Source organism: Corynebacterium sp. HMSC056F09, assembly GCF_001815785.1.
GTDB classification, from domain to species: Bacteria; Actinomycetota; Actinomycetes; order Mycobacteriales; family Mycobacteriaceae; genus Corynebacterium; species Corynebacterium hiratae.
Map to the genome: position 1 here is coordinate 31,957 of NZ_KV821917.1, position 26,792 is coordinate 58,748.

A 26,792-nucleotide genomic window follows, 5' to 3' on the forward strand; every position below is an offset into this window, starting at 1 on the left:
AGTGGAGCCGCCTGCGAGAATCGAACTCGCGACCTTCTCATTACGAGAAAGAATATGAGGAACCAAGATAGTCAGAAACCCTACTTTAACAGGCCTTTTGGTTTCGCTGACTATCGCTTAATTTCCCCCAATTTCTAGCGAGTGTAGCCATTTCGTAGCCACGCAGGCCCGAAAAATCTGGAACTGAGTGCGGAGAGAGACGGGCTGACTCGTGGGCAGACGGGGCGGAGTCAGACGGCTAACCCGCCTAAGATTCCAGCGCGGGGGATTAAAAAGAGCTCCCGTGCCGGTGAGGCGCGAGAGCTCAGGGAAGGTGATTGTCGTTAGCGAACCCAGCCTTGCGGAGTGTCGTTGTTCTCCCAGTCAGGTGAGCGGCCATGACCAATTTCAACGCGGGGGATTTCCTCACGCTGGTTTATGGCGCGAACCGTGTTCTCGGGGTCGTTGAGGTAGCTTTTAATCCAGTCTTCTCGTTGGGTGGATGAGACCTTACCGATTCGGATTGCTTGGTTAACGACTTGTTCAGCGGCCAGGCGGTCGTCTTGGTCGCGTGCTGTCACACCACGATGGATCGCTTCTTGCATTTCGCGCCAGACTCGTCGGTCGACGGTGACGGGTGCTTCGGCGGCGTGGTTGAGGATGTTGAGGGCCGCTTCTTCTTGGTTGCTTTCGGAGAGCTTCTTACCGGCGGCGATGATGTCCTTGATGGTGGTGATGACGTCGTCGATGGTGGCGGACTCAACGTCTAGGTTGAGTAGGCTGGTGAGTTCTTCCCACTGTCCTTCACTGAACGATGGTGCTGCAGCTTCGGGCGTGGTTTCGTTGCGGGAAAAGTTATCGAAGATTCCCATTGTTCGGCTCCTTCGGAGTTGTGTCAGGTTTGGTGTGGGCGCGTTGTCGCGTCCCGTGTATCGGTAGTTCTGCGCCAGGGCGTAGACCTTCGCGTCGTTGTGAGCGACGGGCGTTGCGTGTTGGTTGATGCCGTTAGCGAGTCCAGCTTCAACAGCTTCGCGAGCACTGAACCATGTTTCTTCCTTCATGAGTGTTCGCCACTGGTCGAGGGTGCCACCGGCTTTCTCTGCGTAGATTGAGGCGATGTTTGCCGATACGCGGTCGAGGTCGGCGGCGAGCTTCTCTAACTGTGTGGCGTTGCCGTTAGCAGTGCGGAAAGCTTCATGAATCATGAGTTCGCTGTTGGGTGCCATGAGTACGGTGTTGCCTCCACCGATTGCGATGTAGCTGGCGGCGCTGGCGGCGACTCCGTCGACGATGGTGGTCACGTGGCCGGGGTAGTTTCTCAGTGCGTTCATGATGGCGACTCCTTGGTAGGCGTCGCCTCCTGGGCTTGAGATTCGGACAGTGACCTTGCCAGTCATGGTGGACAGTTGCTTGCGGACACTGTGTGCGGTGCTGTCGCCTTCTCCGATGACGTCGTAGATAAGTATCTCGTTCATCTTGGTGTCCACTCCTTGGGGCTAGTGCGCCAGGCTAATGAGGGCGTCGTCGCCTTCGTCAGCGTCGTCGACAGCCCAACCAACAGTGACGCCGTCGCCAGCCGGGGCGGCTTTCCCGTTGGCTCCTACTGATACGGCGGCACCGGCGGTGAGCGCTGCGGCGGCGGTGACGGTGACGATGCGGCCGGATCCGCGTGCGACTCCTACGAGGTCGCCGGGCTTGGCGTCGTACTTGCATACACCGGCGATGGCTTCGCCTGGTTTGGCCGGGGCGACGGTGATAAGGCCGCGCTTCATGGCGGCGGCGTATCCGAGGAAGGTCTTACCGGTAACGGCCTCGTTGGCGTTGGCGGTGAGGTCGGTTCCGGGGTTGAAGCGTTCTTTCATTTGGTTGTGGTACATCGTGGCCTCCTAGACGTTGTTGATGGTTGCGATGGCGGCGGGAAGGGTGATGCCCATGACTGGCATGGCGTAGCCCTGTACCCAGGTTTGGCGGTGGTGCTCGTCGCGCCAGGTGGTCACGGTGAGTGATTCTTCGTAACGCACGAAGCCAGCCTTACCGGGGTCGACGAGGTAGGTCTTCTCCTTCGGGACGTAGTTCGAAGAGATAAGTTCCAGTCCGAAGGTGTCGAGCATGGCCTTCATGTTGGGGCCGTATGCTGCGAGGATTCGGGACTTGGTGAGCGGGTTGACCAACATCTTGCTGTAGGTGATGCCCAGCTCCTTGGTCTCTGCGATGGCGAAGGCGTCAGCGATAGACGAGGTGGGGCGCTCGTTCGGGGCGGTGATGGTGGCCGGGTCGCCTTCGAGAACAAGGTCACTCCACTTGGTGCCGGTGTGGGCGATGGAGTTGGTTTCGCCAGATTCGTCGGCGGCGGCGATGGTTTCCATTGCGCGCTGATTGAGTTTGCGGCGAATCGTGTTGGACAGTGCGGTGACGTCGTTGTCGAAGTCGACGGTGAGGTTTCGTTTGCGGGCCTCGTCGGAGATTGCGAACTTGCCACCGTAGTCTTCTACGCGGGCGAGTTCCGCTTCGGGGCGCTCACGGTAGACGACGGCGTACTCGTCGCCGGGTTGGCGGGCGGTGACGTCGTTGTCGGTGTAGAAGTTCTTCTCGGTGGTCTTCGAGTAGATGACGGTGCCACCTTCAACCGGGCCAGAATCGTTGGAGAAGATGGTGTCAACGAGAAGGTTGGCGGAGGCAATTTCAGCAACTCGGGACGCGATTACCGTTGGGTTGGAGAGCGCTTCATCGATGCTGATAACGCCGTCCTTGTAGTCTGCGCGTGCAGGGTAGAAACTCATTTACTTATCTCCTTCGGTGTTGTTGGTTGCCTCGTCTTGGCCTGCCCAGTACCCGAGAAGCCAGGTCGCCAGGTAGGACGGATTCGAGTAGGCGGGAACCGACGGAGAATCGACGATGTACGGGGCGAAAGTGAAAGCGACTTCGCTGTTGACGCCGTCAGCGGGCTTGAGGTTTCGGTCAATCGGGCAGCAATTCATGATTTGCCGAAAGTCCAGCGGGATTGAGTAAGACATAAGTCTCCCTTCATAGTTGTTGTGGATTGCGAGCACATCACCTGTAATCGCGGTACGCCTCAACGTCTTCGCGGTTGAAGTACCAAGGTTTGCCGTTTCGAACTCCGGGGAGTCTGCCTCGTTGCGCCAGGCGGCGAACGTTGCGCTCTGAGCACCCGAGGATTTCGGCGGCGCTAGCTGTGGTGATTTGCTCATACTCTGCAGTGTCTTCGAAGGTGGGACGTACTGGTTCCGAATGTCCTGTTGCGGAATGAATCTGGGCCGCTAAGTGAAGAATCTTCGGGTTGAGGTTCGCCCCATGCCGTTGAGCTAGGTCAGCGGCGGCGAGAACCGTAGTGGATAGGCTGCGAGCGTCGTTGTAGCCAAGAATCATGAAGTCTCCTGAGATGAAGAACGGCTTACTCATTGCTGGGCCTTCTTTCCCAGTTCGAACGCCTCAACATGGTCGACGATGCTGTCAGCGAGGCGATAGATGTCTTTGTCCTTGATTTCGAACGCAACTGATTTCCCATCGTGCGAGGTGATGATGAAACTCATGCAGCGATGCCGTTTGCTATCTCTGACGTCGTCGATGCTGAGGTCTCCAGTTCGCCACTTAAGGCCTGGTGCCCTGAATCGTGCTCTCATGCTGTCTCCTTACGCACGTACAGGCCGCGCTCGTTGATGCGGATAAGTCCCTTCATCTGGAGGTGTTCGATGATGGTGTAGAAGTCTCCGGCTTGGTCGAGCTGTTGCTTGGTGAGGTGTTTCTGAATCTGGTCGGCGGACTGCCCTCGGGTGGTGTCGAGGGCGTCGAGGATTGCGGCCTCAATGTCATCTCCATGGGGAGAATTAGGCGTATTGAGGGTGAAAAGCTCTCCAGTTGGGCCAGTGTGTGGCCCGTGGCCCGACTGTGATTTTTGTCCAGTTGGGCCATCGTGTTTTGCCTGCATATCGCCAGTTGGGCCAGTTGGGCCACGATTATTTACCCCTAGGGGGACGTTGGCCCGACTGTCCCGACTGGGCAACGACCACGTCGCCACTCGCGGGAACCCTGCAGAATGAGACTCGCCACCAAGATTCTTGAAAGCTCGTTTGATGGTGCGCTCGGATGCCACTGCGGCCTTCTTCGCGGCTTTAAGAACTTCGGCACGCGGGGTTGGGCCACGCTCGGTGAGGTAATCCTCCAACCACACTTCGGCGTCAGTACGGTCGTCAGGGGTCTCGTCACTGTCGTTCTGCTCAAGAAGCTCAGTGGCGGGAGTATCAGTGAACTCGCCCCATTCAACGACACCTAGCTCGGTAAGCGATCCATCGTCGAGCTGCAGCGGTCGAGACACAATGGAGGCTTCGCGGGATACAATGCCACGCGCTAGGTTCGCCTTCGTGTTGGTCACGATAAGCCTGCCGTCGTTGTCTATCGCGGCGGCGAGCACACTACGAGCAATCTGACTCCAGGCGATGGAACCAAGAAGAAGACGGCCTGTGTCGCTGCCTTCTTTCTTTCCGAAGTGCGCCAGGCCAACGATGGTGACACCGTACTTGTCCGCGCCAGCTGCGAGCGGTTCAAGGAATTGACGGACGTGGTCGTCCTTGTAGCCGTCGAGCTTCGGATCCATTGATGACTTCGCGGCGTCGAGGATGACGAACTTCACGCCCTGGTCGGAAAGCTCACGAAAGAGAAGGTCAGTGTCCTGTGGTAGGCGAAGCTGTCCTTCGGTTCCGGTCTCTGTCTCAACGTCGATGAAGAAGACGTTGTCGAGGTTGGCTCCTGCAGCCTGCAGGCGAGGTTTGACGGTGAATGAGCGGGAATCTTCGGAGTTGAGGTAGGCGCACTTCATGCCCCGGTTGCTGAACTCAGCTACCCAACTGCAGGCGATTGTTGACTTACCGATACCTTCACGCCCGGCGAGAAGGGTGAGCATGTTCGCGGGAATCCATTCGGGAATGAGCCAATCAACTTTCTCGGTTTTCACGCTGCCAGCTTTGACGAGCTTCACGCGGCGGCGACCTACCTTCTCACCAACAGCAACGAGGTCGTCGGCAGTGTGCCCGGCGGCGATATGGTCGGAGAGGTCTTTACCTTCGGCGGCATGAACAATGCGAACCGATTCGGGGCGGGCGGTGAGGCCGGTGAGGTGTGTCAGGACACTGTAGGCGCGTTTCTCGCCTTGGCTGTCCTTGTCGGCAACGATGATGACGTCACGGCCCTTAAGCGGCGTCCAGTCGGCCTTGGCGGGGCTAGTGTTCGCCCCCTGGGCTTGAGAGACTGCAGCGGCCTGCCAAACGTTAGCGGCGGTGGTGGCGTCCTTCTCGCCCTCGACTACGTAGACCGGGCCAGGTGTGGCCAACGAGGCCAGGCCGTAAAGGTTAGTACCCTTCGTGTTGCCAGACTGTTTGAACAACTTCTCTGGTGAGCGGTGCACGAAACGACCGTCACTATACTCATAACGAACACCACTCGGACTATCGAAGAGATCCTTCTTGGTCATTCCGAGGTGGTCGAGTACTTCGTCAGTGTCTCCGTTGTGGCAGTAGACGAGAAGCTGAGTCCCGTTATAGGTGATGCTCGTTCCTCGGTCTTGGTCACTATGGCCGGGTGTTTGCACCTGGGCACGTTTACCGGATTCGAGTTCGCGGTAGTGGAGACCGCTTCGTTCTACGGCTTCGATGAATCGTTGATAAGAGTTGTCAGCGCTATACACTTCGAGAATTTTTCTTTCATGGGATGACAGTCGGAGAGGCGAAATGGAGTTGTACTTATCGGGATGCCCACGCTGTTGATGCACCTTTCTGTGCGTGGGCCTGGTGCCCTCCAGCGGCTCGAACGCTGGCGCCTGCCAGTAGGGCTAACGGGTTGATTTAGTAGTCGTGAGGGCCATACGGGAACTTGTTTAAGTCCGTATTTCGGAGTGCTTCGATCGCCGCGTTCGACATGACTTCGGCGATTTGGCAGAGGTTGAAGTCGTGTTGGTCGATGTGCTCTGCCAGGATGTCGAAGAGGTGGTTTTGAATGCTCGATTCGAGGTAGAGCGGATTCAACTCCATGTCGGAATGTCCGTGGTCGACGCGCATTGCGCAGTATTGGTCGAGGGTTTCTTTGCCGTTGTAGGTCTCCTTAGTGATGGTCATGTCTGGGATGTATGCGGGCCTGTTCCGGCGTGCCATGCTGGTGCTCCTTATGCTGCGAGGGTGTTGGGGAGGTCGAGGTGTTGGAGTAGGTCTTCGGCGTCAGCAACGAGAAGGAGATCCGCTACTGAGAGAAGAGCGTCAGCGTTAACGGTCATTTGCGGGCCTCCGATCCGTTGATGGTGGTGGTGCTCATGCGGACGAAGAACTCGGTCACTTCGGCAGCAATGTCTTGGAACTCCTGGGTGTCCGGGGAGAGTGCCCTTGTAGACCTTCCAGTTCGGTGGTCGGTGTGGACACAAACGACCTTCCACTCGTCGCGGCTGAACATAACGGAGTAGTAGTTTTTCGAACTGTTTCCGTCTGCTTTCCAGCGGTGGCGACCGTCTGGACGGGTTTCTTTCACCACATGAACGTGGGCGTAGTTCTGGAGTCCTGCGCTCATGTACTCGTCACGATGGCGAACAATGTTGAAATAGGGCTTGTACTCAACAACTGCGTAGCGTTCTTGCATTAGTCGTCACCTTCTCCCCAAGAGTTGAGACCGGCGCGCTCCAGGGCGAGGTCGTCGATAGCTTTCATCGCGTCGAGGATGGTCATGTAGTCACCACCGGCGCGGTAGCGGTCTACAAGTTCGTACTGCAGGTCAGTAGGCGACAAGTCGTCGCGCTCTGTGACGCGAGTGATTTCCTCACGCTCGCGGGCTTCGTACTGCTCCGCTTCTTCCCGGCGCTTCCTTGAGGCGCGCCACTCGCGTTGGGAGGCTTCGTAGAGTTCCTCAACGAGGTTGCGGAGCTGCTTAATCAGAGCGGTGTTCTGCTTTTGCACCACCATGAACAGCTCGTCGAGTTCGCGGTACTCCGTTGGGGTTGCTTTGATTGCCTTCTCGTCGATGTTGCGAAGTCGCCGGTTGTTGTCGGCGATTGCGGCCTCAATCTTGTGGATAGCCCGGCGAAGCTCAATGCTGCTAGACTTATGCGTATTCGAGTTCATATCAACCTCGTTCTTTCCCTCGTTGGTGTTCGCAGCACCGGCGGGGGTCTTCTCATTTTTGCTGGTCACTTTGGTTAGCCTCCTTATGCGGCGGTGTTCTGGTTCGGGATAGCAACGTCAGGTGTTCCACCGGGGTGCATCGTGGTGATGTTGTCCGGGCGGTAGCTCATGCCTTCGGGGTCGGTAACGACTTCGCCCTTGTAGTGCAGGCGAACCGGAAGCCCATTGCTGTAGTGAGTGGCGCGGTGCACGTTGTGATGCATCGCCTCACGGCGGACGGCGTCGCGAATGTTGTCGAGGATGTAGATCGCGTTCTGCAGGTTCTCCGGCAACTCGTCAAACTCAGGGCAACGACCGTTGAAGTCCTGAATCTCTGCGTTAGCGGCGTCGAGCGAAGCGAGAACACTGTCAGCCAGATACGCGAGCGAGTCTTCGGCGCGGTAGTTCTTCATGATGATTACTCCTTAAACAGATTGAGTAGCGGCGATAATGTCTTTCTTGACAAGGCCCGTCGTGACGATGCCCAGGCTTTCAGCGAACTTGCGCCACTCGGTGATGCTGGCGCTCTTGGCCGGTCGTTGAACCTCTGGTTCTTCAACGTGCTCGTCGAGGGGCTTGGCCGGTGGTGCTGGTTCCTCATGCTCCCGGCGGCGCTCGGGAGACTCAGCTACGGCGAAGGCTTCGGGAAAGTTGCTGAGCACTTCGGCGCTGACTTCCGTACGAGTACCAGCAACGAGAAGCTCGTCAGTGACGCCTGGGCGAATGCTCTGAGTGACCTTCACTTCGATTCGCTCACTCATGCCGCCTCCTTTGGCAGCTCGTCGGTGCGGGAACGAAGTTGCGACTCTTTCCACGCTTCAACGTCTTGGGGGCGATAGAACACTTTGCGCCCGACCTTGTAGTACTTCGGGCCGTTTCCTCGGTACCGCATCTGTGCCCACGTCTGTCGTGTGGTGTTCGGGAAGAGAAGCACCATATCTTCTGGGGTGTAGTCAGTCATGTTTACTCCTTACTGACTGGAATCAAATCAAAATCTAGCAGTATTGACTGCTATGCATTTAGTCTTACAGGGTGTTGGAAAAATTGTCAACAACCCACTAAAGTGACTGGCATGCAGTCAAAAAAGTGGCATGAAGAGATAATCGCGAACATTGGCCGTGCGGTAGAGAATGCGCGTGATGGAAAATCAGACCGCTGGATCTCCGAAAGAACCGAGAAGCTCGGTAACCCACTTTCTCGAACAGCAGTGTCCGAATACCGGCGCGGCGTGCGCAAAACTATTTCGATTGCTGATTGGTTAACACTTGCGGCCGCGCTGGGCGTACCTCCTGTTTCGTTGCTTCTTCCTGAGCTTCCTGACGGGCGCATCAATCTTCTGCCTGCCGTAGGAGACGTGAATCAACTGGATGCTTTCATGTGGATTGTCGGAGAACGCCAAACAATTCCCGATGGCTTCAACCCCGTTTTTTCGATGGAAACAGGTAGCGAGATGGCGGAGGTCAAGGGACGCCGCGAATACAGATCCTCGTTGGGTTGGACTCAAGGATCATTCGATATTCGGAGCGAAGAAGAACCCAGCCGCGAAAAACTATTGCTAGACGTAGTACGTGAACTCCGTGCCGTGCTGGTGGAGATTCAGAGCATTCGAACACCATTTGAAGTGTTTGAACACCTTGGGGACGATGCGGCGAAGCGGCAAGCAATCAACCTCTATGTGAATCAACTGCAAGAGAAGAGGGCAGAACTCGAAAAACTCGAAGACCGGATTATAAAGCTAGATGGCGTAATTCAGGAAGAGCACATAGTGGAGTATGACCAAGATGGCGACCGTTGAGCCGTACTACCTCAAGCACAAGGAAGGCGACGAAAAGGCTAAGAAACGCGCAATGCGGTACATGGTGCAATACCGCACCCCAGACCGGAAACTGACGAAAAAGCGAGGTTTCAAAAGAAAGCAGGATGCCCAAAAGTTCGCTGATGAAGTCGAACGAACCAAGAGCACCGGAACCTTCATTCACCCCCAGGCCGGGCGCGCCACAATCTCCGAAATTCGCTCACTATGGCTCCCCTCCCAGGACGCACTAGCCCCACGCACCAAACGAACCAATCTTTCGGCCTACAACGTTCACATAGCCTCACGTTGGGGTGAATGGCCGGTCAACCGCATTACAGCTCCAGACGTGCGGCAGTGGGTCTCTGACATGCAAGCCGAAGGCAAGAAGCGAGACACAATCCTTCGCGCGGTCTATGTCCTTCGGGCGCTCTGCGAGACCGCTGTTGAGGCGAAGATGATTCCAGCGAACCCGGTTCAAAAGATCTCCGTTAAGCGAGAAAGCAACCCACGCCGCGCCTACCTCACGCCTGAACAAGTCGAGGTTCTTGTCCAGGTACAGAACACCGACAACGAGAAAGCCATCATCTACACGATGGCGTATTGCGGGCCGCGCATAAGCGAGATAGCAGCTTTAGACGTTGGAGATTTCGATCCAGTTTCACGGCGGCTACATGTTGACAAGTCAGTCAAAGACTACGGGGTCGTTGGCCCTACGAAGACCTACGAGAATCGGCGCGTGCCGGTTCCTGAGTTCCTTTGCCGAAAGTTGATTGACCTTGTTGGGTCGAGGCCGTCAGACAGTCCGCTGTTTCTGTCAGCGGAGGGCCAACGTCTCGATGTGGGGAACTATCGTGCGCGGATGTTTAAGCCAAGTGTTGAGGCTGCAGCGAAGATGTGGGAGGACGAGGGGAGGCCGGGGGAATTTCCGGCAGTCCTCCCCCATGGGCTTCGCCACACTTGTGCAAGCTTCGCAATCAGTGTTGGGGCCAACGTGAAAGCCGTCCAGGGTCTCCTTGGGCATGAGTCTGCGGCGGTCACTCTGAACGTCTATGCGGACTTGTTCCCAGACGACCTGAACCAAGTTGGAGAAGCGCTTAATGCTCTTCATGATGACGTCAGTTAACTGGGGGATGTAGCCAAAATGTAGCCACGGAGGCCGGTATTTCACTTAATGAAACAATCCCCCCGCAACCTTGATTCGCAGGTCACGGGGGATTTTTCTTTGAGCCGCCTGCGAGAATCGAACTCGCGACCTTCTCATTACGAGTGAGATGCTCTACCGACTGAGCTAAGGCGGCACGATGCAGTGTGTATATGCACCGCGTGAGAGTTTAGCCTAGGCCGGGGCTGAGAAAGAAATCGGGCTGCTTGATGTGGGGCACGTGCAGCACTTGCTGCAGGTTAGCGCGCGCCGCAGGCCAGGCGCAGGCGGCCCACCATGCCATCGAAAGCCACCTGCGGGGTGACGTTCTGCGGCAGCTGCTCGCGGCAGGTGCGGATGGCGGACTGGGCGGCCAGCAGACCGTCTTCACTGACGCGCTGGGCAAGTTCGCCCGCCAGGCCCGCGAAGTCCGGGTGGGTCATCTCCACCTCAGCGCCGACTTTCAGCATGAGCGCATCGCGGTAGATGCCGGCGAGATCCACGAGGGCGATGTCGAGGCCGTCGGAGATGCGTCGTTTAGCGCGCTTCTTGTGGAGCTCTTCCATATCCTTCAGGGCACTGCGGGCGTCGCGCTGCGCCTTCGTCACGCCCTTGCCCTTGGCGCCGACGCCGAAGGATTGCTCAATCTTGGAGCGCTCCGCCTCCTCCGCCGCCGCGTGGGAATCCTTGGCTTCCTTCTCAATAAACTTCAGCAGCGCTGTGACGGACTGAAAGGCCTGGGAGCCGTGGAAGACATCCTCGGCCAGGTTGATGGCCATGGCGCGGCGCTTCTGCGCGGCGGGGTCGTTGACCAGGTGCCGCGCACGGCCCACGTGGCGCAGGGTGGTCACGGCGGCCAGGCGCGCGTCATCCTCGGTAGCACCTTCGGCGACGAGCTGCTTGACGACGCCCTCCACACTCGGCGCCGGGATATACAGGTGCCGGCAGCGCGAGCGCAGCGTGACCGAGAAGTCCTCCGGGTCCTCCGAGGGCGCCACCATGATGATGACGGTGCGCTCCGGGGGCTCCTCCACGGTTTTGAGCAACGCGTTGGCGGCCTCGTTGCGCAGGCGGTCGGCCTTGTTGAAGATGACCACGCGCCACGGCGCCACGCTCGGCAGGCTGGCCGCGCGCCCGATGACCTCGCGAGCCTCGCCCACGGTGATGAATTGCTCCTGCGGATCCACGTAGACCAAGTCGGTATGCTCCTGCTTGGCCAAGACGCTCTGACAGGAAGGGCAGCGCCCGCAGCCGGGGTTGCCGTTCTCGTCGGCGGACGTGCACATGAGTGCTGCGGCGAAGCATTGCGCGGCCAGCGAACGGCCAGCACCGGGAGGCCCGGTAAACAGCCAGGAGTGGCTCATCGCCCGCGGGTCGCCCTCACCCCGCGCCGCGCGGGCAGCACTGAGGATGGTGTGGGCGACGGAGGGGGCGTCGGCAAGCCTTTCTGCAACGCTTGATGTATTCACTCGCCCTAGCCTACTGGGATAACTAAAGTGAGTAACCATGAATAGACTGATGCGTGGCGCCCGCTGGTTATGGGGTACTCAATGGCCGATGTACGCCGCGCTCGTCCTTGGCTCCAACATCATCGGTGCCATTGCGATCATGACCTTCGTGGTCTTCTTTCTCCCCATGCCGGAGATCTCCGACTTCATCGCCCACACACCCCACCTGTGGACCTATGGCACGTTATTCGTGACCTTCGCGGTCATCATCGGCATCGCGGTGACCCTGCGGCTGTTCCGGCCGGTGTTGGACTGGCAGCGCAGTCCCGATGACCACGATCCCAATATGGTGCGCAACTTGGTCCTGCGCATCCCGCTCTACCAAGCCGGGGTGGCCGCGGGTGTCTGGCTGGTGGGCATCCTTTTGGCGGTGATACTTGCGGGCCAGCACTCGGCGCGGCTGGCCATCGTCGTGGGCGTTTCTGCGACTTTGGCCGGCGGCCTCATCGTGCTCTTGACCTACCTGCAGGCGGAGCGCCTCGTGCGCCCCGTGGCGGCGGAGGCCGTGGCACGCCGCTTCGAGGATTCCACCCTGGAGCCGCCGATTAAGTACCGGCTGCTTTCCACGTGGCTCATGACCTCCGGCATCCCGCTCATCGGCATCATCTTGGTGCACCTGGGCCAGAAGATGGGGATGTTCACCGCCGATACCGCCGATATCATCCCCGCCATCATCGCACTGAGCATCACGGCGCTGGGCACGGGGCTTATCGGCACCATGTTCGCCATGATGAGCGTGGTGGATCCGATCCTGGAGCTGCAGGACGCCATCAACCGCGTGCGCCGCGGCGAGAGTGACGTCCAGGTGGACATCTACGACGGCTCCGAGCTCGGCGTTCTCCAGGCCGGCTTCAACGAGATGATGCGCGGCCTGCGTGAGCGCCAGCGCGTGCGCGATATCTTCGGCCGCTATGTCGGCACTGAGGTGGCACAGCGCGCCTTGGAGGAGCGCCCGGAGCTGGGCGGTGAGGACCGCAAGGTGGCAGTGCTGTTTATCGACGTCATCGGCTCCACCACCTTCGCCGTCAACCACACCCCGGAGGAGGTCGTGGAGGAGCTCAACAAGTTCTTCGAGCACGTCGTTGAGGTGGTGCACCGCAACAAGGGCATCATCAACAAGTTCCAGGGTGACGCCGCCCTGGCTGTCTTCGGTGCCCCGCTGACGGTCTACGACGCCAATTCCATGGCCCTGCAGGCCGCTCGCGAGCTGCGCCAGGAACTGCGCGGGCTGCGGCTGCAGGCAGGCATCGGCGTGGCCGCGGGCCACGTGGTGGCCGGCCACATTGGTGGTGCGGATCGCTTTGAGTACACCGTCATTGGTGACGCCGTCAATGAGGCCGCACGTCTTACTGAGCTGGCCAAGGACACCCCGGGCCAGGTGCTCACGAACTCCGCCACGCTGCGCGGCGCTAACGAGGCCGAGCAAGCGCGCTGGACGCTCATGAAGTCTATTGAGCTGCGCGGGCGCCGCCGCATGACGCAGCTGGCACGCCCGATTCGCCCGACCTTGGCGGAGCGTGCCCTCGGATAAATAAGTCTTTGTGATTCTGGTAGCTTCGGGGCCATGCTCCAACAGCCACATCAGCCCCATCCGCCACGTCAGAATTCGAGTCCTCGCCTCCTCGTCCCCGACGTCGCCCGCGGCATGGCCCTGCTGGGCATTGCGCTGGCAAACGTCTGCACCGCGTGGATTATGAACGACGGCGATGGCCCCGATGCTTATTTCGGCGGCGTGGAAACGCTCGCGGACAAAATCTACGTGGTCTTTTCCGCCATGTTCATCCACGTGCGCGGCCTGCCGATGTTCTCCACGCTTCTCGGTTTTGGCGTGGGGCTTATTGCGATGAGCTTGTGGCGGCGAGGTTTCCCGCTTCGTCGCGCGCAGGCCGTGCTGGCAAAACGCTATGGCTTTCTCGCCCTGTTCGGTGTCTTGCACTGCCTCTTTCTCTTTTCCGGCGACATCATGATCCTCTATGGCGCGATGGGCATGCTCATCGCGCTGCTACTTTCTTTCACCGACAAGCTCCTCATGCGCGTGGCCTATGGGCTCTGTGCGCTACTGGTTGTGTCGGGCATCGGAATGGGCATTGGGGCCGCGTTCATCGATACCTCAGAATTCGATTTCAGCGGCTTTACTGCCGCCGAGTCCTACTGGGAGCTGCTGGGTGAGCAGGCCATCATGGCCGGCGCCCAACTGATGTCCATTCCCCTAACCGGCGCCATGGTCCTGCCGGTGATGCTCGTGGGCTTCGTGTGGGCGCGCCGCGGAACCTTAGCCGGGGGTCATCGGCGCGAGCTGTGGGCATGGACCCTGGTGGCCTTAGCCATCATCCTTTTCCTCGGGCTGCCCTGGGGCTTGTCGACGATTGGGGTACTGGATCCAGCACTAGCGGATCCCCTCAACGCAGCGAATAGCTGCATCGGTATGCTCACCGGGCCGGGCATCGTGGCGGCGGCGACACTTGCCCTAGAACCCCTGCAGCGCCGCGGCGCGCGCCCGTGGTTCCTGTGGCCGCTCATCGCACTGGGCAAGCGTTCCATGACCGGCTACGTGCTGCAGTCCGTGTTCTTCCTGGCGCTGGTCTACCCCTTCACCCTCAACATTGGACCGGAGCTCAGCGCCGCAGGCCAGGCAGCGCTGGCCGCCGGCGTGTGGCTGGCCACGCTGTTCATCGTCTGCGCGCTGGAGGCCGCAGGCAAGCCCGGCCCCTTCGAGTGGGTGCACCGCCGCTTGTCCTATGGCAAGACGATGCGCCCAGAATTAGGTGCGGCGTCTAACCGCGGCCCTTCCGCGCCAGCCCATCCACCAGCAGCACCAGGCCTACCGTCTGCGCCGCCGACTGCGCCGCATCCAGGGCTCGGCCACGCAGGCCCGCATCCTGGCGCTGCTCAACCGGGTTCAGGACCGTCAGCGCCTCAGAGGCCAGAAGCAGGTTAGCGCCGTGGCTCAGGCCCTGCGTGGCCTGGTTGGCGCGGAGCTTCTCATCACCGGCTAGCGCGGAGAGTGCAGCCGCCGGGATTCCGGCGACGGCCGTAGCGAGGCGCTCGCCCCGGGTGCGGGAGAGCGCAATACCCGCGGCCCACGCCCCGGCGCGCAGGCCCCAGCCCACCGCATCATTGCGCGCGCCGCGCAGCGCCCATGCGAAGGAAGCGTATTGCACGCTCACGCAGGTTACCCCGAACGTTGTTGGCTCACCGCGCTTGGCGGCTTGGCCTAGGGACGCGGCGATGAGCCCCACGCGGGTCTCCGGTGCGCAGTCCGGGCGCAGGGCCAGCAGCACTGGTACAGCGGCCGTCGTCACCGTGCCGAGCGTGCGCCAGTTAAACAGGCGTGACCAGACTGCAGTCTCCCCCGCGGCGAGCGCGCCGAGGGTGAAGTGATCGCGGCCAGCAAAAGCCGGACCCACCGCGCGCAGGAGAGCCTCGGTGCCCTCCTGAGTGCGGGCCACCATGTCACGCGCGAAGCTGGTCTTCATGTCCTGCTACTTCCTGCGCGATCCGGCCTTGACCACGTTCTTCGTGCCGGGCGAAGGCTTCTTCGTGGCCTTCTTGGTCGACTTTTTCGTAGCCTTCTTGGTCGATTTCTTAGTCGACTTCTTGGTGCTCTTCTTCGTCGACTTCTTCGCACCACCGTTCGCGGCATCCTTGGCGCGGCGCTCGGAGAGGAGCTCGTTCGCGCGGGCGTCGGTAAGCTGCTCCGGATCGTCACCACGGCGCAGCGAGGCATTCGTCGTGCCGTCGGTGACGTACGGGCCAAAGCGGCCGTCCTTAACCGTCATCGGCTTGCCGGAAACATCGTTATCGCCCAGCTGCTTAATCGGCGGCTGCGCGGCAGCACGGCCACGGTGCTTCGGCTCCGCGTAGATGCGGCGCGCCTCGTCCAGGGTGATGGAGAAGATCTGCTCCTCCTTGGCCAAGGAACGCGAATCCTTGCCCTTCTTCAGGTACGGGCCATAGCGGCCGTTCTGCGCGGTGATGACCTCGCCGTCCGAGGGGTCCACACCCACCTCACGCGGCAGGCTCAGCAGCTGAAGTGCTTCCTCCAAGGTGACGCTGGCCGGCTCCATCGAGGCAAAGAGCGAGGCCGTGCCCGGCTTCAGCTTCTCCTCAACGTACTCAGCAATGCGCTTTTCCTTCTGTTTCGCCGCGGTCTTGGTCTCCCAGTTCTTGGCGCGCTTGCCCTCGGCCGCGCGCTGGGCGTCCTCCGCAGCGCGCTCTTCCTTAACGATCTCCTCGGCCTCGGCCTCGGCCTTCTCGCGCTCATCGTCACGCACCTGCTCGGTCACGTACGGACCGAAGCGGCCTTCCTTGGCCACGATGGTGCGGCCATTCTCCGGGTTCTGGCCCAGCTCACGCCCGCCCTGCGGGGTGGCAAAGAGCTTCTCTGCGAGGGCCTCGTTGAGCTCATCCGGGGTGACCGTCTCCGAGAGGTTAGCGCGCTGGTACTCCACCGTGCCGTCCTCGTTGGTGCCCACGGCGCGCTCGATATACGGACCGTAGCGGCCCACGCGCACGAAGACATCGCGGCCTTCCGCGTCGGTGTAGAGACGCAGCGAGTTGACCTGGCGGGCATCGATAGCCTCCAGGTTGATGTCCACCAGGGACTTCAGGCCGCCGTGGCGGGCGATCGACGCTGCTTTGCGCTCACCAGCCTCGGTGTTGCCGAAGTAGAAGTTATTCAGCCAATCCGTGCCATTCTCCGAGCCGGCCGCAATGGCATCGAGCTCATCCTCCATGGAGGAGGTGAAGTCATAGTCCACCAGCTCGGTGAAGTTATTCTCCAGCAGGCCCACCACCGCGAAGGCAACCCACGAGGGCACCAGCGCGTTGCCGCGGGAGAGCACGTAGCCTCGGTCCTGGATGGTCTTGATGATGGAGGCGTACGTCGACGGGCGCCCAATGCCCAGGTCTTCCATCTTCTTGACCAAGCTGGCCTCGGTGTAGCGCGCCGGCGGGTTGGTGGAGTGGCCGTCGGCAGTCACCGCAGCGGTCTTCAGCGTGTCGCCCTCGTTGAGGTGCGGCAAGCGCGACTCTTCCTTCGAACCCTTCGCCGCCACGTCCTCGTAGGCCTTGAGGAAGCCCGGGAAGGTAATCGTGCGGCCAGTGGCGGAGAAGTCGGCGTCGTGGCCGCCGGCGTTGACCGCCGCGGTCACCTTCATCGACGTTCCCTTGGCATCGGCCATCTGGGAGGCGACGGTGCGCTTCCAAATCAGCTCGTAGAGCTTGTACTCCTCGGCGTCGAGCTGCCCGGCCAGCTGGCCCGGGGTGGCAAAACGCTCACCCGCGGGGCGGATGGCCTCGTGGGCCTCCTGGGAGTTCTTCACCTTACGGTCGTAAGTGCGCGGCCCGTCGGCCACAAACTCGGCGCCGAAAATGGACGTCGCCGCCTCACGTGCCGCGTCCAGGCCCTGCTTGGACAGGGAGGTCGAGTCGGTACGCATATAGGTAATGTGGCCGTTCTCGTAGAGGCGCTGCGCAATGCGCATCGTGCGCTCCGAGGTGTAGTGCAGGCGCCGGCCGGCCTCCTGCTGCAGAGTCGACGTCATAAACGGCGCGGAAGGCTTGCGCGAATAGGGCTTGTGCTCGACGCTAGCCACCGTCATGGTGGAGCCTTCCAGCGCGCTGGCCAGCTGCTCCGCCTGGGCCTGCTTGACGACGACCACCTCGTCGCTCTTCAGCTGACCCCTATCGTTGAAGTCGCGGCCCGCGGCCACGCGTTTGCCGTCGAGGGCGCTCAGGCGTGCGTCGAAATCCGGCGTGGACGTCAGCGTTGCCGTGAGATCCCAGTACTCGGCGGGGATGAACGCCATGCGCTCGCGCTCGCGCTCGACGATGACGCGGGTGGCCACGGACTGCACGCGGCCAGCCGACAGGCGCGGCATAACCTTCTTCCACAGCACCGGGGAGACCTCGTAGCCGTAGAGGCGGTCGAGAATGCGGCGGGTTTCCTGGGCGTCGATGAGGTTTTCATCGAGCTCACGGGTGTTTTCCGCGGCCTCCAGGATGGCGGACTTGGTGATCTCGTTGAAGACCATGCGGCGCACCGGCACCTTGGGCTTGAGTACTTCCAGCAGGTGCCAGGCAATGGCCTCGCCCTCGCGGTCGGGGTCTGTTGCGAGGTAGAGCTGATCGCACTGCTTCAGCTTGGCCTTGAGGTCAGCGACCTTCTTCTTCTTGTCCTGGCTGATGACGTAGAGCGGGGTGAAGTTATCCTCCGGGTTCACACCGAGGCGCGCCCAGGATTCCTTCTTATATTTGGCGGGGACGTCGGCAGCGCCGCGGGGAAGGTCCCGGATGTGGCCGACGGAGGCCTCAACAATGTACTTATCGCCGAGGTAAGGCTGAATCTTCTTCGCCTTGGTTGCTGACTCGACGATGACCAGGGTCTTCCCCGGGCCGGTAGCTTCTGCCACTTCGACTTCATCCCTTCCGATGGCTAGTCCTCTGCTGGGCAATTGCCCCTAGAGTACACAGATAGAGGTTCACTCTAGTTATTCAGGCCAGTACACGTCCACACAACAGGGGGTCTATACTGGCCGTCCGAGGATTCGCCTCACAGTACACAACCGGGAGACAGCGTGATTGCGTCTATTACTGCATGGTTCGAGGTCATCATGGCCACACAGTGGATTTATCCGCTGGTGGGCTCGCTGATTCTCCTCGACTGCTTCTTCCCCGTTTTGCCTTCAGAGGTTCCCCTCAACATGGTGGGCGCCTGGTCTGGTTCCCAAGGTTTTCCCCACCTTCCCACCATGTTTTTCGTCGCCATGGTTGCCGCCATTTTGGGGGATAACTTGTGCTTCCTCCTAGGAACCCGGCTCATTGCCCTTATTAATAGAGCCCAAAAGGGCACGAAGGCTTATGACGCCTTGACGTGGGTCAAGCGCAACATTCGACGCAGTGGCGGCGCAGCCATCATCATTGCGCGTTTCATCCCCTCAGCCCGGCTCTTCATGACGATTCTGCTGGGCTCCATGCGCTACCCGTGGGTACTGTTTTTCTTCTTCGACACCATCGGCGTCCTGCTGTGGGTGGCACAGGCTCTAGCCATTGGTTATCTCGGCGGCGTGGCCTTCTCCGGCTCACCCGCGATAGCCATGCTCATTTCCATCATCGCCGCCGTCATCATCGGCTTCGGCCTGCAGAAAGGCCAGAATAAGCTGCTGGAATGGTGGGATACCCGGCGCGGCTACGCCGAATCCCCCTAGACCACCTCGACGTTGGTGGCCTGCTGGCCTTTAGCGTCTTCCCCAATCTCAAAGGAGACGCGCTGATTGTCTTCGAGGGTACGGAAGCCGGTTCCTTGGATTTCGGTGTAGTGCACGAAGATGTCGCCGGAGCCGTCCTCCTGCTCAATGAAGCCGTAGCCTTTTTCGGCGTTGAAGAACTTGACGGTACCGTATGCCATGATGAGTTGTCCTTTGCGGAAATAAAGTAATGCAAACTAGTGCACTAGTGTGCCACGTTTGGACACCTGCAGCAGATTAGTGGAGGCAAGCGTGAGTGAGAACCCTCTAGGTGAGGAGCTCGTCGAGCACCTTGTTGAGCGTTTCCCCGAGTCCGAGCTAACACACTCCACTACCCTGCCCGCCCAGCCAGCGAGCTATGCCGAGTGGCCAGAGTGGGTGCTGCCGGAGTTGCGGTCGGCGTGGGAGGAGCAAGGCGTCGCCAAGCTCTATGCCCACCAGGTCGCCGTGGCACAGGCCGCGTGGGAGGGGCGCGATGTGGTGGTCTCCACCGGCACGAGTTCCGGAAAGTCCCTGGGCTACCGTTTGCCCATCCTGTCCCACCTGGCGCAGGACCCGACCGCGTGCGCGCTCTACATCACGCCAACGAAGGCGCTGGGTTCGGACCAGCTGCGCACGGTGCTCGAGCTCACGCAGAATATCGCCGCGCTTCACGACGTCCACCCCGCCCCCTACGACGGTGATACCCCCACCGAAGCGCGCGCCGGCATCCGCGATCAGGCGCGGTTCATCTTTTCCAACCCGGACATGATTCATTCTTCTCTGCTGGGCGCACACCAGCGGTGGGCGCGGGTGCTGCGGCACTTGAAGTTCATCGTGATTGATGAGGCGCACGCCTACCGCGGGGTTTTCGGGGCGAACGTGGCGCTCGTGGTGCGGCGTTTGCTGCGGCTGTGCGCGCACTATGGCTCGCGGCCGGTGGTGATTGCGGCTTCGGCGACCATGCGAGATCCCGCCCGGCATGCTGCACGGCTGACGGGGCGCGAGTTTCTCCCTGTAACCGAGGATGGCGCGCCGACGGGTGCGCGGACGGTCGCGCTGTGGGAGCCGGGCTTCATGGAAGGCATCGAAGGCCAAAACGGCGCTCCTGTGCGCCGCGCCGCCACGACGGAAGCGGCCTGGATGATGGCCGCGCTGGTGGCGCAGGGCGCCCGGACGTTGACCTTTGTGCGCTCGCGGCGTGCGGCAGAGACCACCGCGCTGCGGGCAGCGGAGGAGCTCTCCGGGAGGCTGGGCCGGCCGGATTTCGCGCGCCGGATTGCCGCCTACCGCGCGGGGTATCTGGCCGAGGACCGCCGCGCGCTGGAGCAGGCGCTGGATGATGGCTCCCTGCTCGGCGTGGCCACCACCTCGGCTTTGGAGCTGGGCATCGACGTCGGCGGGTTGGATGCCGTGGTCACTGCTGGGTTCCCGGGTACGGTTGCTAGCTTCTGGCAGCAGGCCGGGCGCGCGGGCCGCCGTGGCCAGGGCTCGCTGGTGGTGTTGGTGGCCCGCGATGAACCGATGGACACCTACCTGGTTCACCACCCGGAAGCGCTTTTAGGCCGGCCGGTGGAGGCCAGCGTGTTCAACCCCGCTAACCCTTATATCCTGGGCGGGCACGTGTACTGCGCGGCGGTAGAAAAGCCGCTCAGCGACGCCGACGTGTCCGCCTTCCACGCCGAAGCCGTGGTCCATGACCTAGCCCAGCAGGGCTTGCTCCGCCGGCGCCTGCAGGGCTGGTTCGCCGCTCCCCTGCCTGCCGGATCCAGCGAGCTCACCCCGGAGACCGCGCACACGGCCGTCTCGCTGCGCGGTGGCTCGGGCGAGGAGGTCATGATTGTGGATTCCTCCGATGGCCGCCTGCTGGGCACCATCGATGCAGCCCGCGCGGTCAGCCAGGTGCATCCCGGCGCGGTGTACCTGCACCGCGGTGAAAGCTTCGTCATCGAGGAACTGCACCTGGGCGGCGCTGGTGGTGCCACTCCCGCTGAACCGGGAGTGGCCCTCGCCGTACCGAAGACGCCGGACTACACCACGCAGCCGAAGTCCACGACGGATATCCGCATTTTGCGCGAGGCCGATGACCTGGTGAACTACGCCCCCGGCCTGTGGGTGGCCAGCCTGGAGGTCGAAGTCACCGATAAGGTCACCGGCTACCAGGTGCGGCTTCCAGATGGCTCCGTGGGCGAGGATATCCCCCTTGACCTGCCGGAGCAGCGCCTGGTGACCCGGGCGGTGGCCTACACCATCGATCCGCTGGCACTCGCAGCGATGGGAGTCACCGCCGGGCGCACCCCGGGCACCCTCCATGCGGCCGAACACGCCGCCATTGGGCTGCTGCCGCTCATTGCCACCTGCGACCGCTGGGATATTGGCGGCGTGTCCACCGCGCAGCACGCCGATACGGGCTTGCCCACGGTCTTCGTCTACGACGGCCACCCCGGCGGTGCCGGCTTCGCCGAGGAAGGCTTCCGCCGCTTCCCCGAGTGGATCAAGGCCACCTTCGAGGCCGTGCGCTCCTGCCCCTGCGAGTCCGGCTGCCCGTCGTGCGTGCAGTCCCCCAAGTGCGGCAACGGCAACAACCCTCTGGACAAGGCAGGCGCTGTGGCACTGCTCGGCGCGCTGGTAACCATGACCTCTTAGACCGGACCGGCGCGGGCGATGGCGCTGCGCCCGCGCATCTGGGCGGTCACCTCAACGTCGCTCCCATCGATGACGCAGGAGCCGAGTTCCGCGCCGTTGAGCGCGGCAATCTCCTCAGCCTTCGTGCAGGCGTCCCTGCCCTTGGCCACCTCCCACGCGCCGGCCACCGCGGCCAGATCCGCCGCCACCTGCGCTTCGTGCCGTGCCACAACGAGCGAAGCAACCGCCGCAACCGCCAGCAACAGAGAAGCCACTGCGGCGATGATCCCGGCGGTGACGACAGTGGCATAGCCCTCCTCGCCCGCCGGGATCCTTCCCCAGCTGCGCTGATGACGACTCATGGCTGCGCCCCTGCGGCCCCACCGGCTGCCATCTCCGCGGGAAACACCGCCTGCGCGTGCATGGTCCCCAGCGGTGCCGGCACGGCGGCCTCAGCGGTTATAAGCCCAGAGCCTTCGCTCACGGTCACCGTCACTCCATCGCGCTGAAAGTCCACGCCGATGGCGGCGGAGCGAGCTGCAGCGCCCGCGGCGTCAACGGCAGCGAGGTGGGCCGACAACGTGGCGATGCCACCCACGATTCCCGCGGCGACGATGACGAGCGCGGACAGCGACAGAGCCGCCTCGATGGTGACGGAGCCGGCGTCATCAAGCGCGCGCATTAGCCTGGGGTGTTAGACAGGGCGTCGGTGATGATGGACGTAATGGCGCTGGTAACTTCGCCGCCATTGACCACGGCATAGAGAACCGCGGCAAGCGCTGCGGCCGCGAGCGAACCCATAGCATATTCAATCGTGGACATCCCATCATCATTAGCTAATAGTGACTGGTAGTTTACCTTTTTCTGCATGGTTAACCTATCTTTCTTTCCTGTGTTTGTGTAGGTTGCGTGTGCTGAGTTGGTGAGTGGTTAGTTGAACGGTTGGTTGTATGTGCTGACTTAGAAGAGTTGCTGGCCCAAGCTGATGAGAACAGGTATCAACCCAAGGACCAGGAAAGCGGGAAGGAAGCACACTGCCAGCGGCGCTGCGATGAACACACCAGCGCGCTCCGCCCGCGCGGTAGCTTGTGCCGAAGCTTCGGCACGCAGCTGCGCCACCAACCGGTGGCACCCAGTTGCCATGGCTGCGCCCGATTCGCCGGACAGCTGCGTAAGCCGCACCAGCTCTTCCAAATACGGCTGGCTGGCCAACGCCGACCACGCGGTACCCATGGGAACCCCCACCCCGATAAGCGCCGCTGCCTCTGACCACCGCGGCGAGGCTTCAGCGACAGCTAGCACGGCACTGCGCGTGGAGAGACCGGCCTCTAGGCACTCGGCGAAGAGCTCCAGGTCGCTGGCAGCATCAAGCGCACTGTAGTCCGCCGCTGGACCATCGCGCGGCGTCTTCGGGCGCGGTGTGCGCGAGCCCGACTGCGCGATCCGCCCGGACGGTGCGGCAGCAGTAACAGCGAGTGCCGCGGCCATTAATGCAGCGGAGATATAGGTCAAGACCATCACTGCGCCGCCTTCCGCAGAATGAGGCGCGACCAGGTGAATCCGGCGCAGACGAGAGCCACGCCGACGTCGAGAAGCACGCCCCCTAAGCCACCGCCCAACAAGAACCCTAGAGAATCCGCGCCCATCGCCCCGCCCATAAGGATGCCCGCCAGTGGCAGGCACGCCAGGATGACCGCGGTGGCCTGCGGCCCCTGCAAGGAGGCGGCGGTCTCACCGGCATGGCGGCGCGCGGTATCCAGCTGGCTTTGAGCCTGCTCAATGAGACTCGCCAGCGCCACGCCATGACGTCCGGACAATGTGAGCAGCGCTGCATAGCGCGCAACCTCCGGTGCCGTGAGGGCCACCGCGGGCGCCCCTCCTTGCGCCGCGATACCCGCAGCTGTGCTCAACGCGTCGCGGAGACTCTCCGGAGTGGAGTCAGGAAGGGCATCTGCACCCCGACGCAACGCCCCCGCCGTTGTCGATCCTGCTCTTAGCTCAGCGGCAACCGAACCAAAGTAGGAAGCGAGCGCCTCCGCGCCATGACGCTCGCGCCGGGCTGCTGCCAGATCATTGGCAAACCACAGCGCACAAGCCACAATGCAGCCCACCGCCACCACAACAGTGGGCCTGCCGAAGAAGACACAGCACCCGACCCCGAGAAACACCGCCGCAGGCGCCAGCGAACGCGACTTCGGCGATTCCAACCGCGCCACCGAAGCAGGCTGCGAGAACAAACACGCCGCTGCAAGGAACAGCCACATCATGGTTCCACCCCCAGCCGCGAGCACAGCTGCGCAAACCCGGGAAGCGGACCCTCTTCGGCCGTCCACACCAGCTGAGGTATAACCGGGTTTCCCTCCAACACGCCGAGGTGCGCGAGACGCCGCCCCTGTGGCGTGCGTTCCATCCCGAGGACCACGTGCACAGCGGCCGCCAACTGCGAGTGCAGCGCCACGCGGTCGAGTCCTCCCAGCGCGGCGAGGGCCTCCATGCGGGCGGGCACTTCGTCAACAGAGTTAGCGTGCACGGTGCCCGCGCCACCATCGTGTCCTGTGTTGAGTGCAGCCAACAACTCCACCACTTCCGCGCCGCGGATCTCACCGACCACGATGCGGTCTGGGCGCATGCGCAGCGCTTGGCGCAGCAGGAGCGACATGGAAATCTCGCCGCGTCCTTCTGCATTGGCCCGGCGCGATACCAAGGTCACCACGTGCGGGTGATTCGGGGATAGCTCCGGTGTGTCCTCGATGATGAGTAAGCGTTCGGTGGCGGGCACGCACCCCAGCAAGGCGGCGAGCAACGTCGTTTTGCCTGAGCCCGTCCCTCCCGTAACCAGGAAGGATGCCCGGCGCTCAACCACGGCGCGCAGGACGTGCTCCAGGCTGGAATCAATGCTGCCATTGGCTATCAGTTCCTCCAGGCTGGTTTGCGCCTGGCGCAACACACGAAGGCTGATGCAGGTTCCGCTTGCTGAAGGAGGCGCAAGCAACGCGTGAAGTCGGATCCTCGTGCCATCGGGGCGGGTCAGGCGCCCATCGGCAAAAGGTTGCGCATCATCCAGCCGCACGCCCGCCACCGCCGCCAGCCGGGTGGCCAGCTGGCGCACCTCAGTATCATCGGCAAAGCCAATCTCACGCGGCTGCAAGCCCTGCCCGCAATCCACAAAGCAAGAATCGGGGCCGTTCACGACAACGTCGGTCAGCCCCGGCAGCGATAGGACCGGTTCCAATAATCCTAAGCCCACGGAATCGTGGCGCAAGCGCTGCAGAAGGTCGAGCACATCGACATCGCTGATGACTCCGGCCTCCTGGCGAATGCGCCGCGCCAAGGCCGGTGCATCGTGGGCCAGCTGTGGCTCGGCGGCCACGATAGTGCGCATCGTATCGATCAGGTTCATGCCACGGCCTCCCACATCTGGCGCGCGGCACGCGTAAGGGCTCGGGGCAGCTGGCGCGGCAGCCCACTGGTTTCCACCGTGCGGGTCAGACCACGGATCGTCGGCAACTCAGCGATGGGGTCTGCATGAGTCACCGTGGCGATGTCGCTGGTGTCCAGACCCGCCCACTGGCGGTTGCGCACGACGACGGAGCATTCCTGCGGCCGGGCACGAAGTTCTGCTACCAGCTGCGCGCAGGCGGCGGCCGCACGTACCTCAGCGGCGGTCAGCACCACCACGTGATCCGCCGCATCGGGGATATCCCACGGCGGGCAGTCCACCACCACGGTCCCCGGGTATAAACACGCAGCTTGCATGATGGCCGCGCGCCGGGTCGCGGTCATCTCAACCACCTCCGCGTTGGCAGACCTCGCCGCTGAGAGAACCGCGATGCCATCCGGAGTGGTGGGCAAAGCACGGACAAGGTCTGCTGCATCAACCGAACCGGTCCCCGCAGCGAGATCCGGCCACCGCGCCCCAGGCTTGTTCTCAATGCCGGTGAGCAAGTCGAGGCCGCCGGAATAAGGGCTCGCATCAACCAGGAGGTCCGCGCCTGCCTCGCGGGCCAGCGCCACCGCCACCGTCGAGGCACCCAGGCCCCCAGCGGACCCGGTCACCGCCAGGGTTAAACCAGTGGACACGGTGGTCTCAGGGGTAGCGTCCGCGGCTAATGCGCCCAGGAGTTCTTTTGATTGGGCTGGAACGATGAAGGCGGCAGTCGCGCGGCAGCAGAGTGCGGCCTCATAATCGATCGGCCCCGGATCCAAGGCCAGGAAATACACACGCGGATGCCCCGCCACGAGCCGGGCCGTCAGTGCATCGGCCAAGACGGCATCCGCCTTGGGCAAGTGCCGGGAGAAGTCCCGCGGGTCCTCCACGGTGCTTATTTCCGCAGTACTGGCGGCGGCTGCGGATGCTGCCTCGGCTCGCAGCGTGGAATCCCCAACAGCGATAACTAGGTGAAACGTGCTCATGCCTGAAGCATGCGCGAGCACCCCAACCGCGCGCTAGGACTTCCTCACCACCTGTGAATAACTTCGCCATTATGGCGTCTTTTGCCCCTGTTTTGCTGACGTTTAAACAAAATTACCGGGGCTCAAGTACCGAAAATTCACAGGGAACCCGTGTTTCCACGACCACTAGAACCCGCCCTTAAGGATCAAAAGCAAATACCCCCGAGCCACGCTCGAGGGTATCGCAATAAGTGCGGTAAAGAATGGCTTGGTTAGCCATAAGACTCGGGTAGTGAATCTGGGACTCGGCCCGAGGGGCGCTTGCTTTTAGCCTGCGGCTATGGCGTTCAGCGCCTCACTTAAGAGTATCGTTGGCGCTTCAATTCTGTCAATGACCTCTCATGGCTTGTCTCAATTTTCAAAAGTGGTGTACGACAGTCACCAAAATGACTCTCCCCTAATGCAGCCGCAATGCCCCTCGAAAGCCGGGCCTTCGGCGAACGATCTTCCAAGAAAGCCTCCAACCCCACGGCTTCGAGCTTTTTTCGCGCATGGAAAACCGAACTAGCTAGCAGATCCGCCACCTGTAGGGCCGGACAAGTCCGAGAATCCAGACTAACTGCCGTTGCAAACCGCTTATTTCCAAAACGATTGTTGAGAGAGTTCACTAGAGTGTCTCCGTAGGAAACCCCAACTGGGACATCAATGTGGTCAAGCATCACCACCCCAACTTCGCGGCGAGTAACCAGCCCCCGCAACAGCCGATGAGGTTACCCTCGTTTAGTGGACACCCTATTTGTACGGATCTTGTGTCCGTAAGAGAGGATGTTCATTGTGAGTCAACAGCGCAAGAAGTACACGCCTGAGTACCGGCGTGAAGCCGCGAACCTGGTAATCGAGTCAGATCGGCCGATTGCTCATGTGGCTAAGGAAATCGGTGTCTCCGCCGGGCTTTTAGGCCGGTGGGTCAAA

Annotated in this window: 30 protein-coding genes and 1 tRNA gene; 7 read left to right on the plus strand and 24 right to left on the minus strand. The window is 61.6% G+C overall.

The genetic code is table 11. The annotated features are described in order from the left end of the window. Window positions 1–323: 323 nt before the first annotated feature. From HMPREF3056_RS04950 to HMPREF3056_RS05015, 13 genes are all read right to left on the minus strand, one after another. Window positions 324–1,454: a head maturation protease, ClpP-related gene (locus HMPREF3056_RS04950; protein ID WP_070754260.1), complete on the minus strand. Its 1,131-nt coding sequence runs from the start codon at window positions 1,452–1,454 to the stop codon at window positions 324–326. A 21-nt stretch (window positions 1,455–1,475) separates the two neighbouring features. Then, window positions 1,476–1,856 (minus strand): capsid cement protein, encoded by a 381-nt coding sequence (locus tag HMPREF3056_RS04955; protein ID WP_083317777.1) that lies wholly within the window; start codon window positions 1,854–1,856, stop codon window positions 1,476–1,478. Between the two features lie 9 nt (window positions 1,857–1,865). Next, window positions 1,866–2,759 (minus strand): major capsid protein, encoded by an 894-nt coding sequence (locus HMPREF3056_RS04960; protein WP_070754261.1) that lies wholly within the window; start codon window positions 2,757–2,759, stop codon window positions 1,866–1,868. Next, window positions 2,760–2,993, minus strand: coding sequence for a hypothetical protein (locus HMPREF3056_RS04965; protein WP_070754262.1), 234 nt, complete (start codon window positions 2,991–2,993; stop codon window positions 2,760–2,762). 37 nt (window positions 2,994–3,030) lie between these two features. Then, on the minus strand, window positions 3,031–3,399 hold the full coding sequence (locus HMPREF3056_RS04970; RefSeq protein WP_070754263.1) for a helix-turn-helix domain-containing protein: 369 nt from the start codon (window positions 3,397–3,399) through the stop codon (window positions 3,031–3,033). Beyond that, window positions 3,396–3,530, minus strand: a complete 135-nt coding sequence (locus tag HMPREF3056_RS13870; RefSeq protein ID WP_256381179.1) for a hypothetical protein — start codon at window positions 3,528–3,530, stop codon at window positions 3,396–3,398. The genes HMPREF3056_RS04970 and HMPREF3056_RS13870 overlap by 4 nt, the downstream gene beginning before the upstream one ends. 86 nt (window positions 3,531–3,616) lie before the next feature. Beyond that, on the minus strand, window positions 3,617–5,677 hold the full coding sequence (locus tag HMPREF3056_RS04980; RefSeq protein ID WP_141759842.1) for an AAA family ATPase: 2,061 nt from the start codon (window positions 5,675–5,677) through the stop codon (window positions 3,617–3,619). Window positions 5,678–5,834: 157 nt separating this feature from the next. Further along, on the minus strand, window positions 5,835–6,104 hold the full coding sequence (locus tag HMPREF3056_RS04990) for a hypothetical protein (protein WP_168167369.1): 270 nt from the start codon (window positions 6,102–6,104) through the stop codon (window positions 5,835–5,837). Window positions 6,105–6,255: 151 nt separating this feature from the next. Next, window positions 6,256–6,615, minus strand: a complete 360-nt coding sequence (locus tag HMPREF3056_RS04995) for a hypothetical protein (protein ID WP_070754268.1) — start codon at window positions 6,613–6,615, stop codon at window positions 6,256–6,258. After that, a complete protein-coding gene (locus HMPREF3056_RS05000; protein ID WP_070754269.1) occupies window positions 6,615–7,163 on the minus strand; it encodes a hypothetical protein in 549 nt (182 codons plus the stop codon). Before HMPREF3056_RS05000 ends, HMPREF3056_RS04995 begins: the two co-directional genes overlap by 1 nt. Before the next feature lie 14 nt (window positions 7,164–7,177). Then, complete coding sequence (locus HMPREF3056_RS05005; RefSeq protein WP_070754270.1) at window positions 7,178–7,546, minus strand: hypothetical protein; 369 nt, start codon at window positions 7,544–7,546, stop codon at window positions 7,178–7,180. Between the two features lie 12 nt (window positions 7,547–7,558). Then, the gene (locus HMPREF3056_RS05010; protein ID WP_070754271.1) at window positions 7,559–7,894 is read right to left on the minus strand and encodes a hypothetical protein; all 336 of its coding nucleotides are present in this window, start codon (window positions 7,892–7,894) and stop codon (window positions 7,559–7,561) included. After that, the gene (locus tag HMPREF3056_RS05015; protein WP_070754272.1) at window positions 7,891–8,094 is read right to left on the minus strand and encodes a helix-turn-helix transcriptional regulator; all 204 of its coding nucleotides are present in this window, start codon (window positions 8,092–8,094) and stop codon (window positions 7,891–7,893) included. The genes HMPREF3056_RS05010 and HMPREF3056_RS05015 overlap by 4 nt, the downstream gene beginning before the upstream one ends. Before the next feature lie 111 nt (window positions 8,095–8,205). On the opposite strand from HMPREF3056_RS05015, the gene HMPREF3056_RS05020 reads away from it, so the two are divergent. Both HMPREF3056_RS05020 and HMPREF3056_RS05025 read left to right on the plus strand, forming a co-directional pair. After that, window positions 8,206–8,928 carry a hypothetical protein gene (locus HMPREF3056_RS05020; protein ID WP_070754273.1) on the plus strand — a complete coding sequence of 241 codons (723 nt, stop codon included), beginning with the start codon at window positions 8,206–8,208 and terminating at the stop codon, window positions 8,926–8,928. Then, a complete protein-coding gene (locus HMPREF3056_RS05025; RefSeq protein WP_070754274.1) occupies window positions 8,906–10,051 on the plus strand; it encodes a site-specific integrase in 1,146 nt (381 codons plus the stop codon). Before HMPREF3056_RS05020 ends, HMPREF3056_RS05025 begins: the two co-directional genes overlap by 23 nt. A 102-nt stretch (window positions 10,052–10,153) precedes the next feature. On the opposite strand, the gene HMPREF3056_RS05030 is transcribed toward HMPREF3056_RS05025, so the two are convergent. Together HMPREF3056_RS05030 and HMPREF3056_RS05035 are read right to left on the minus strand one after the other, a co-directional pair. Beyond that, window positions 10,154–10,226: transfer RNA gene (locus HMPREF3056_RS05030), tRNA-Thr, on the minus strand. A gap of 103 nt (window positions 10,227–10,329) precedes the next feature. Then, window positions 10,330–11,577 (minus strand): DNA polymerase III subunit delta', encoded by a 1,248-nt coding sequence (locus tag HMPREF3056_RS05035; protein WP_083317780.1) that lies wholly within the window; start codon window positions 11,575–11,577, stop codon window positions 10,330–10,332. On the opposite strand from HMPREF3056_RS05035, the gene HMPREF3056_RS05040 reads away from it, so the two are divergent. Together HMPREF3056_RS05040 and HMPREF3056_RS05045 are read left to right on the plus strand one after the other, a co-directional pair. Next, window positions 11,576–13,108, plus strand: coding sequence for an adenylate/guanylate cyclase domain-containing protein (locus HMPREF3056_RS05040; RefSeq protein WP_070547199.1), 1,533 nt, complete (start codon window positions 11,576–11,578; stop codon window positions 13,106–13,108). The two genes, HMPREF3056_RS05035 and HMPREF3056_RS05040, sit on opposite strands and share 2 nt — an antisense overlap. A 33-nt stretch (window positions 13,109–13,141) precedes the next feature. Beyond that, window positions 13,142–14,515: a DUF418 domain-containing protein gene (locus HMPREF3056_RS05045; protein WP_083317781.1), complete on the plus strand. Its 1,374-nt coding sequence runs from the start codon at window positions 13,142–13,144 to the stop codon at window positions 14,513–14,515. Between the two features lie 544 nt (window positions 14,516–15,059). Here the strand turns inward: HMPREF3056_RS05045 and topA are convergent. After that, window positions 15,060–17,990, minus strand: a complete 2,931-nt coding sequence (gene topA / locus HMPREF3056_RS05050; protein WP_070754277.1) for a type I DNA topoisomerase — start codon at window positions 17,988–17,990, stop codon at window positions 15,060–15,062. A 201-nt stretch (window positions 17,991–18,191) separates the two neighbouring features. Here topA and HMPREF3056_RS05055 point away from each other — a divergent pair, with 201 nt between their 5' ends. Beyond that, a complete protein-coding gene (locus tag HMPREF3056_RS05055; protein WP_371441524.1) occupies window positions 18,192–18,785 on the plus strand; it encodes a DedA family protein in 594 nt (197 codons plus the stop codon). Here HMPREF3056_RS05055 and HMPREF3056_RS05060 read toward each other — a convergent pair. Continuing rightward, window positions 18,782–18,985 carry a cold-shock protein gene (locus HMPREF3056_RS05060; protein WP_010189920.1) on the minus strand — a complete coding sequence of 68 codons (204 nt, stop codon included), beginning with the start codon at window positions 18,983–18,985 and terminating at the stop codon, window positions 18,782–18,784. The two genes, HMPREF3056_RS05055 and HMPREF3056_RS05060, sit on opposite strands and share 4 nt — an antisense overlap. Window positions 18,986–19,076: 91 nt before the next feature. Here HMPREF3056_RS05060 and HMPREF3056_RS05065 point away from each other — a divergent pair, with 91 nt between their 5' ends. Beyond that, entirely contained in the window at window positions 19,077–21,449 is a 2,373-nt protein-coding gene (locus tag HMPREF3056_RS05065; protein ID WP_070754279.1) for a DEAD/DEAH box helicase, read from the plus strand. On the opposite strand, the gene HMPREF3056_RS05070 is transcribed toward HMPREF3056_RS05065, so the two are convergent. The 7 genes from HMPREF3056_RS05070 to ssd all read right to left on the minus strand — a co-directional run bounded on the left by HMPREF3056_RS05070 (window position 21,446) and on the right by ssd (window position 25,841). Continuing rightward, complete coding sequence (locus tag HMPREF3056_RS05070; RefSeq protein ID WP_070547195.1) at window positions 21,446–21,790, minus strand: Rv3654c family TadE-like protein; 345 nt, start codon at window positions 21,788–21,790, stop codon at window positions 21,446–21,448. The genes HMPREF3056_RS05065 and HMPREF3056_RS05070 overlap by 4 nt on opposite strands. Beyond that, window positions 21,787–22,110, minus strand: a complete 324-nt coding sequence (locus tag HMPREF3056_RS05075) for a hypothetical protein (RefSeq protein WP_070547194.1) — start codon at window positions 22,108–22,110, stop codon at window positions 21,787–21,789. Before HMPREF3056_RS05075 ends, HMPREF3056_RS05070 begins: the two co-directional genes overlap by 4 nt. Further along, on the minus strand, window positions 22,110–22,298 hold the full coding sequence (locus HMPREF3056_RS05080; protein ID WP_010189925.1) for a DUF4244 domain-containing protein: 189 nt from the start codon (window positions 22,296–22,298) through the stop codon (window positions 22,110–22,112). The genes HMPREF3056_RS05075 and HMPREF3056_RS05080 overlap by 1 nt, the downstream gene beginning before the upstream one ends. Before the next feature lie 90 nt (window positions 22,299–22,388). Further along, window positions 22,389–22,946 (minus strand): type II secretion system F family protein, encoded by a 558-nt coding sequence (locus HMPREF3056_RS05085; RefSeq protein WP_070754280.1) that lies wholly within the window; start codon window positions 22,944–22,946, stop codon window positions 22,389–22,391. Further along, a complete protein-coding gene (locus tag HMPREF3056_RS05090) occupies window positions 22,946–23,695 on the minus strand; it encodes a type II secretion system F family protein (protein ID WP_070754281.1) in 750 nt (249 codons plus the stop codon). The genes HMPREF3056_RS05085 and HMPREF3056_RS05090 overlap by 1 nt, the downstream gene beginning before the upstream one ends. Then, entirely contained in the window at window positions 23,692–24,828 is a 1,137-nt protein-coding gene (locus HMPREF3056_RS05095) for a TadA family conjugal transfer-associated ATPase (RefSeq protein WP_070754282.1), read from the minus strand. The genes HMPREF3056_RS05090 and HMPREF3056_RS05095 overlap by 4 nt, the downstream gene beginning before the upstream one ends. Further along, window positions 24,825–25,841, minus strand: a complete 1,017-nt coding sequence (gene ssd, locus HMPREF3056_RS05100; protein ID WP_070516388.1) for a septum site-determining protein Ssd — start codon at window positions 25,839–25,841, stop codon at window positions 24,825–24,827. Before ssd ends, HMPREF3056_RS05095 begins: the two co-directional genes overlap by 4 nt. Window positions 25,842–26,645: 804 nt before the next feature. Between ssd and HMPREF3056_RS13940 the strand changes: the two genes are divergently transcribed. Next, window positions 26,646–26,792, plus strand: a 147-nt coding sequence (locus HMPREF3056_RS13940; RefSeq protein ID WP_141759843.1) for a transposase, incomplete at its 3' end; no start/stop codon positions are given.

Coding starts and splice junctions, on each gene's coding strand:
- HMPREF3056_RS04960 (WP_070754261.1), bottom strand. CDS start 2,759: ATGAGTTTCTACCCTGCACGCGCAGACTACAAGGACGGCGTTATCAGC.
- HMPREF3056_RS05060 (WP_010189920.1), bottom strand. CDS start 18,985: ATGGCATACGGTACCGTCAAGTTCTTCAACGCCGAAAAAGGCTACGGC.
- HMPREF3056_RS04955 (WP_083317777.1), bottom strand. CDS start 1,856: ATGTACCACAACCAAATGAAAGAACGCTTCAACCCCGGAACCGACCTC.
- HMPREF3056_RS05095 (WP_070754282.1), bottom strand. CDS start 24,828: ATGAACCTGATCGATACGATGCGCACTATCGTGGCCGCCGAGCCACAG.
- HMPREF3056_RS05075 (WP_070547194.1), bottom strand. CDS start 22,110: ATGCGCGCGCTTGATGACGCCGGCTCCGTCACCATCGAGGCGGCTCTG.
- ssd (WP_070516388.1), bottom strand. CDS start 25,841: ATGAGCACGTTTCACCTAGTTATCGCTGTTGGGGATTCCACGCTGCGA.
- HMPREF3056_RS05010 (WP_070754271.1), bottom strand. CDS start 7,894: ATGAGTGAGCGAATCGAAGTGAAGGTCACTCAGAGCATTCGCCCAGGC.
- HMPREF3056_RS04995 (WP_070754268.1), bottom strand. CDS start 6,615: ATGCAAGAACGCTACGCAGTTGTTGAGTACAAGCCCTATTTCAACATT.
- HMPREF3056_RS05070 (WP_070547195.1), bottom strand. CDS start 21,790: ATGAGTCGTCATCAGCGCAGCTGGGGAAGGATCCCGGCGGGCGAGGAG.
- HMPREF3056_RS05045 (WP_083317781.1), top strand. CDS start 13,142: ATGCTCCAACAGCCACATCAGCCCCATCCGCCACGTCAGAATTCGAGT.
- HMPREF3056_RS05080 (WP_010189925.1), bottom strand. CDS start 22,298: ATGCAGAAAAAGGTAAACTACCAGTCACTATTAGCTAATGATGATGGG.
- HMPREF3056_RS05035 (WP_083317780.1), bottom strand. CDS start 11,577: ATGGTTACTCACTTTAGTTATCCCAGTAGGCTAGGGCGAGTGAATACA.
- HMPREF3056_RS05025 (WP_070754274.1), top strand. CDS start 8,906: ATGACCAAGATGGCGACCGTTGAGCCGTACTACCTCAAGCACAAGGAA.
- HMPREF3056_RS05055 (WP_371441524.1), top strand. CDS start 18,192: ATGGCCACACAGTGGATTTATCCGCTGGTGGGCTCGCTGATTCTCCTC.
- HMPREF3056_RS05090 (WP_070754281.1), bottom strand. CDS start 23,695: ATGATGTGGCTGTTCCTTGCAGCGGCGTGTTTGTTCTCGCAGCCTGCT.
- HMPREF3056_RS05005 (WP_070754270.1), bottom strand. CDS start 7,546: ATGAAGAACTACCGCGCCGAAGACTCGCTCGCGTATCTGGCTGACAGT.
- HMPREF3056_RS05020 (WP_070754273.1), top strand. CDS start 8,206: ATGCAGTCAAAAAAGTGGCATGAAGAGATAATCGCGAACATTGGCCGT.
- HMPREF3056_RS05040 (WP_070547199.1), top strand. CDS start 11,576: ATGAATAGACTGATGCGTGGCGCCCGCTGGTTATGGGGTACTCAATGG.
- HMPREF3056_RS04950 (WP_070754260.1), bottom strand. CDS start 1,454: ATGAACGAGATACTTATCTACGACGTCATCGGAGAAGGCGACAGCACC.
- HMPREF3056_RS04965 (WP_070754262.1), bottom strand. CDS start 2,993: ATGTCTTACTCAATCCCGCTGGACTTTCGGCAAATCATGAATTGCTGC.
- HMPREF3056_RS04970 (WP_070754263.1), bottom strand. CDS start 3,399: ATGAGTAAGCCGTTCTTCATCTCAGGAGACTTCATGATTCTTGGCTAC.
- HMPREF3056_RS05085 (WP_070754280.1), bottom strand. CDS start 22,946: ATGGTCTTGACCTATATCTCCGCTGCATTAATGGCCGCGGCACTCGCT.
- HMPREF3056_RS13870 (WP_256381179.1), bottom strand. CDS start 3,530: ATGAGTTTCATCATCACCTCGCACGATGGGAAATCAGTTGCGTTCGAA.
- HMPREF3056_RS04990 (WP_168167369.1), bottom strand. CDS start 6,104: ATGACCATCACTAAGGAGACCTACAACGGCAAAGAAACCCTCGACCAA.
- HMPREF3056_RS05015 (WP_070754272.1), bottom strand. CDS start 8,094: ATGACTGACTACACCCCAGAAGATATGGTGCTTCTCTTCCCGAACACC.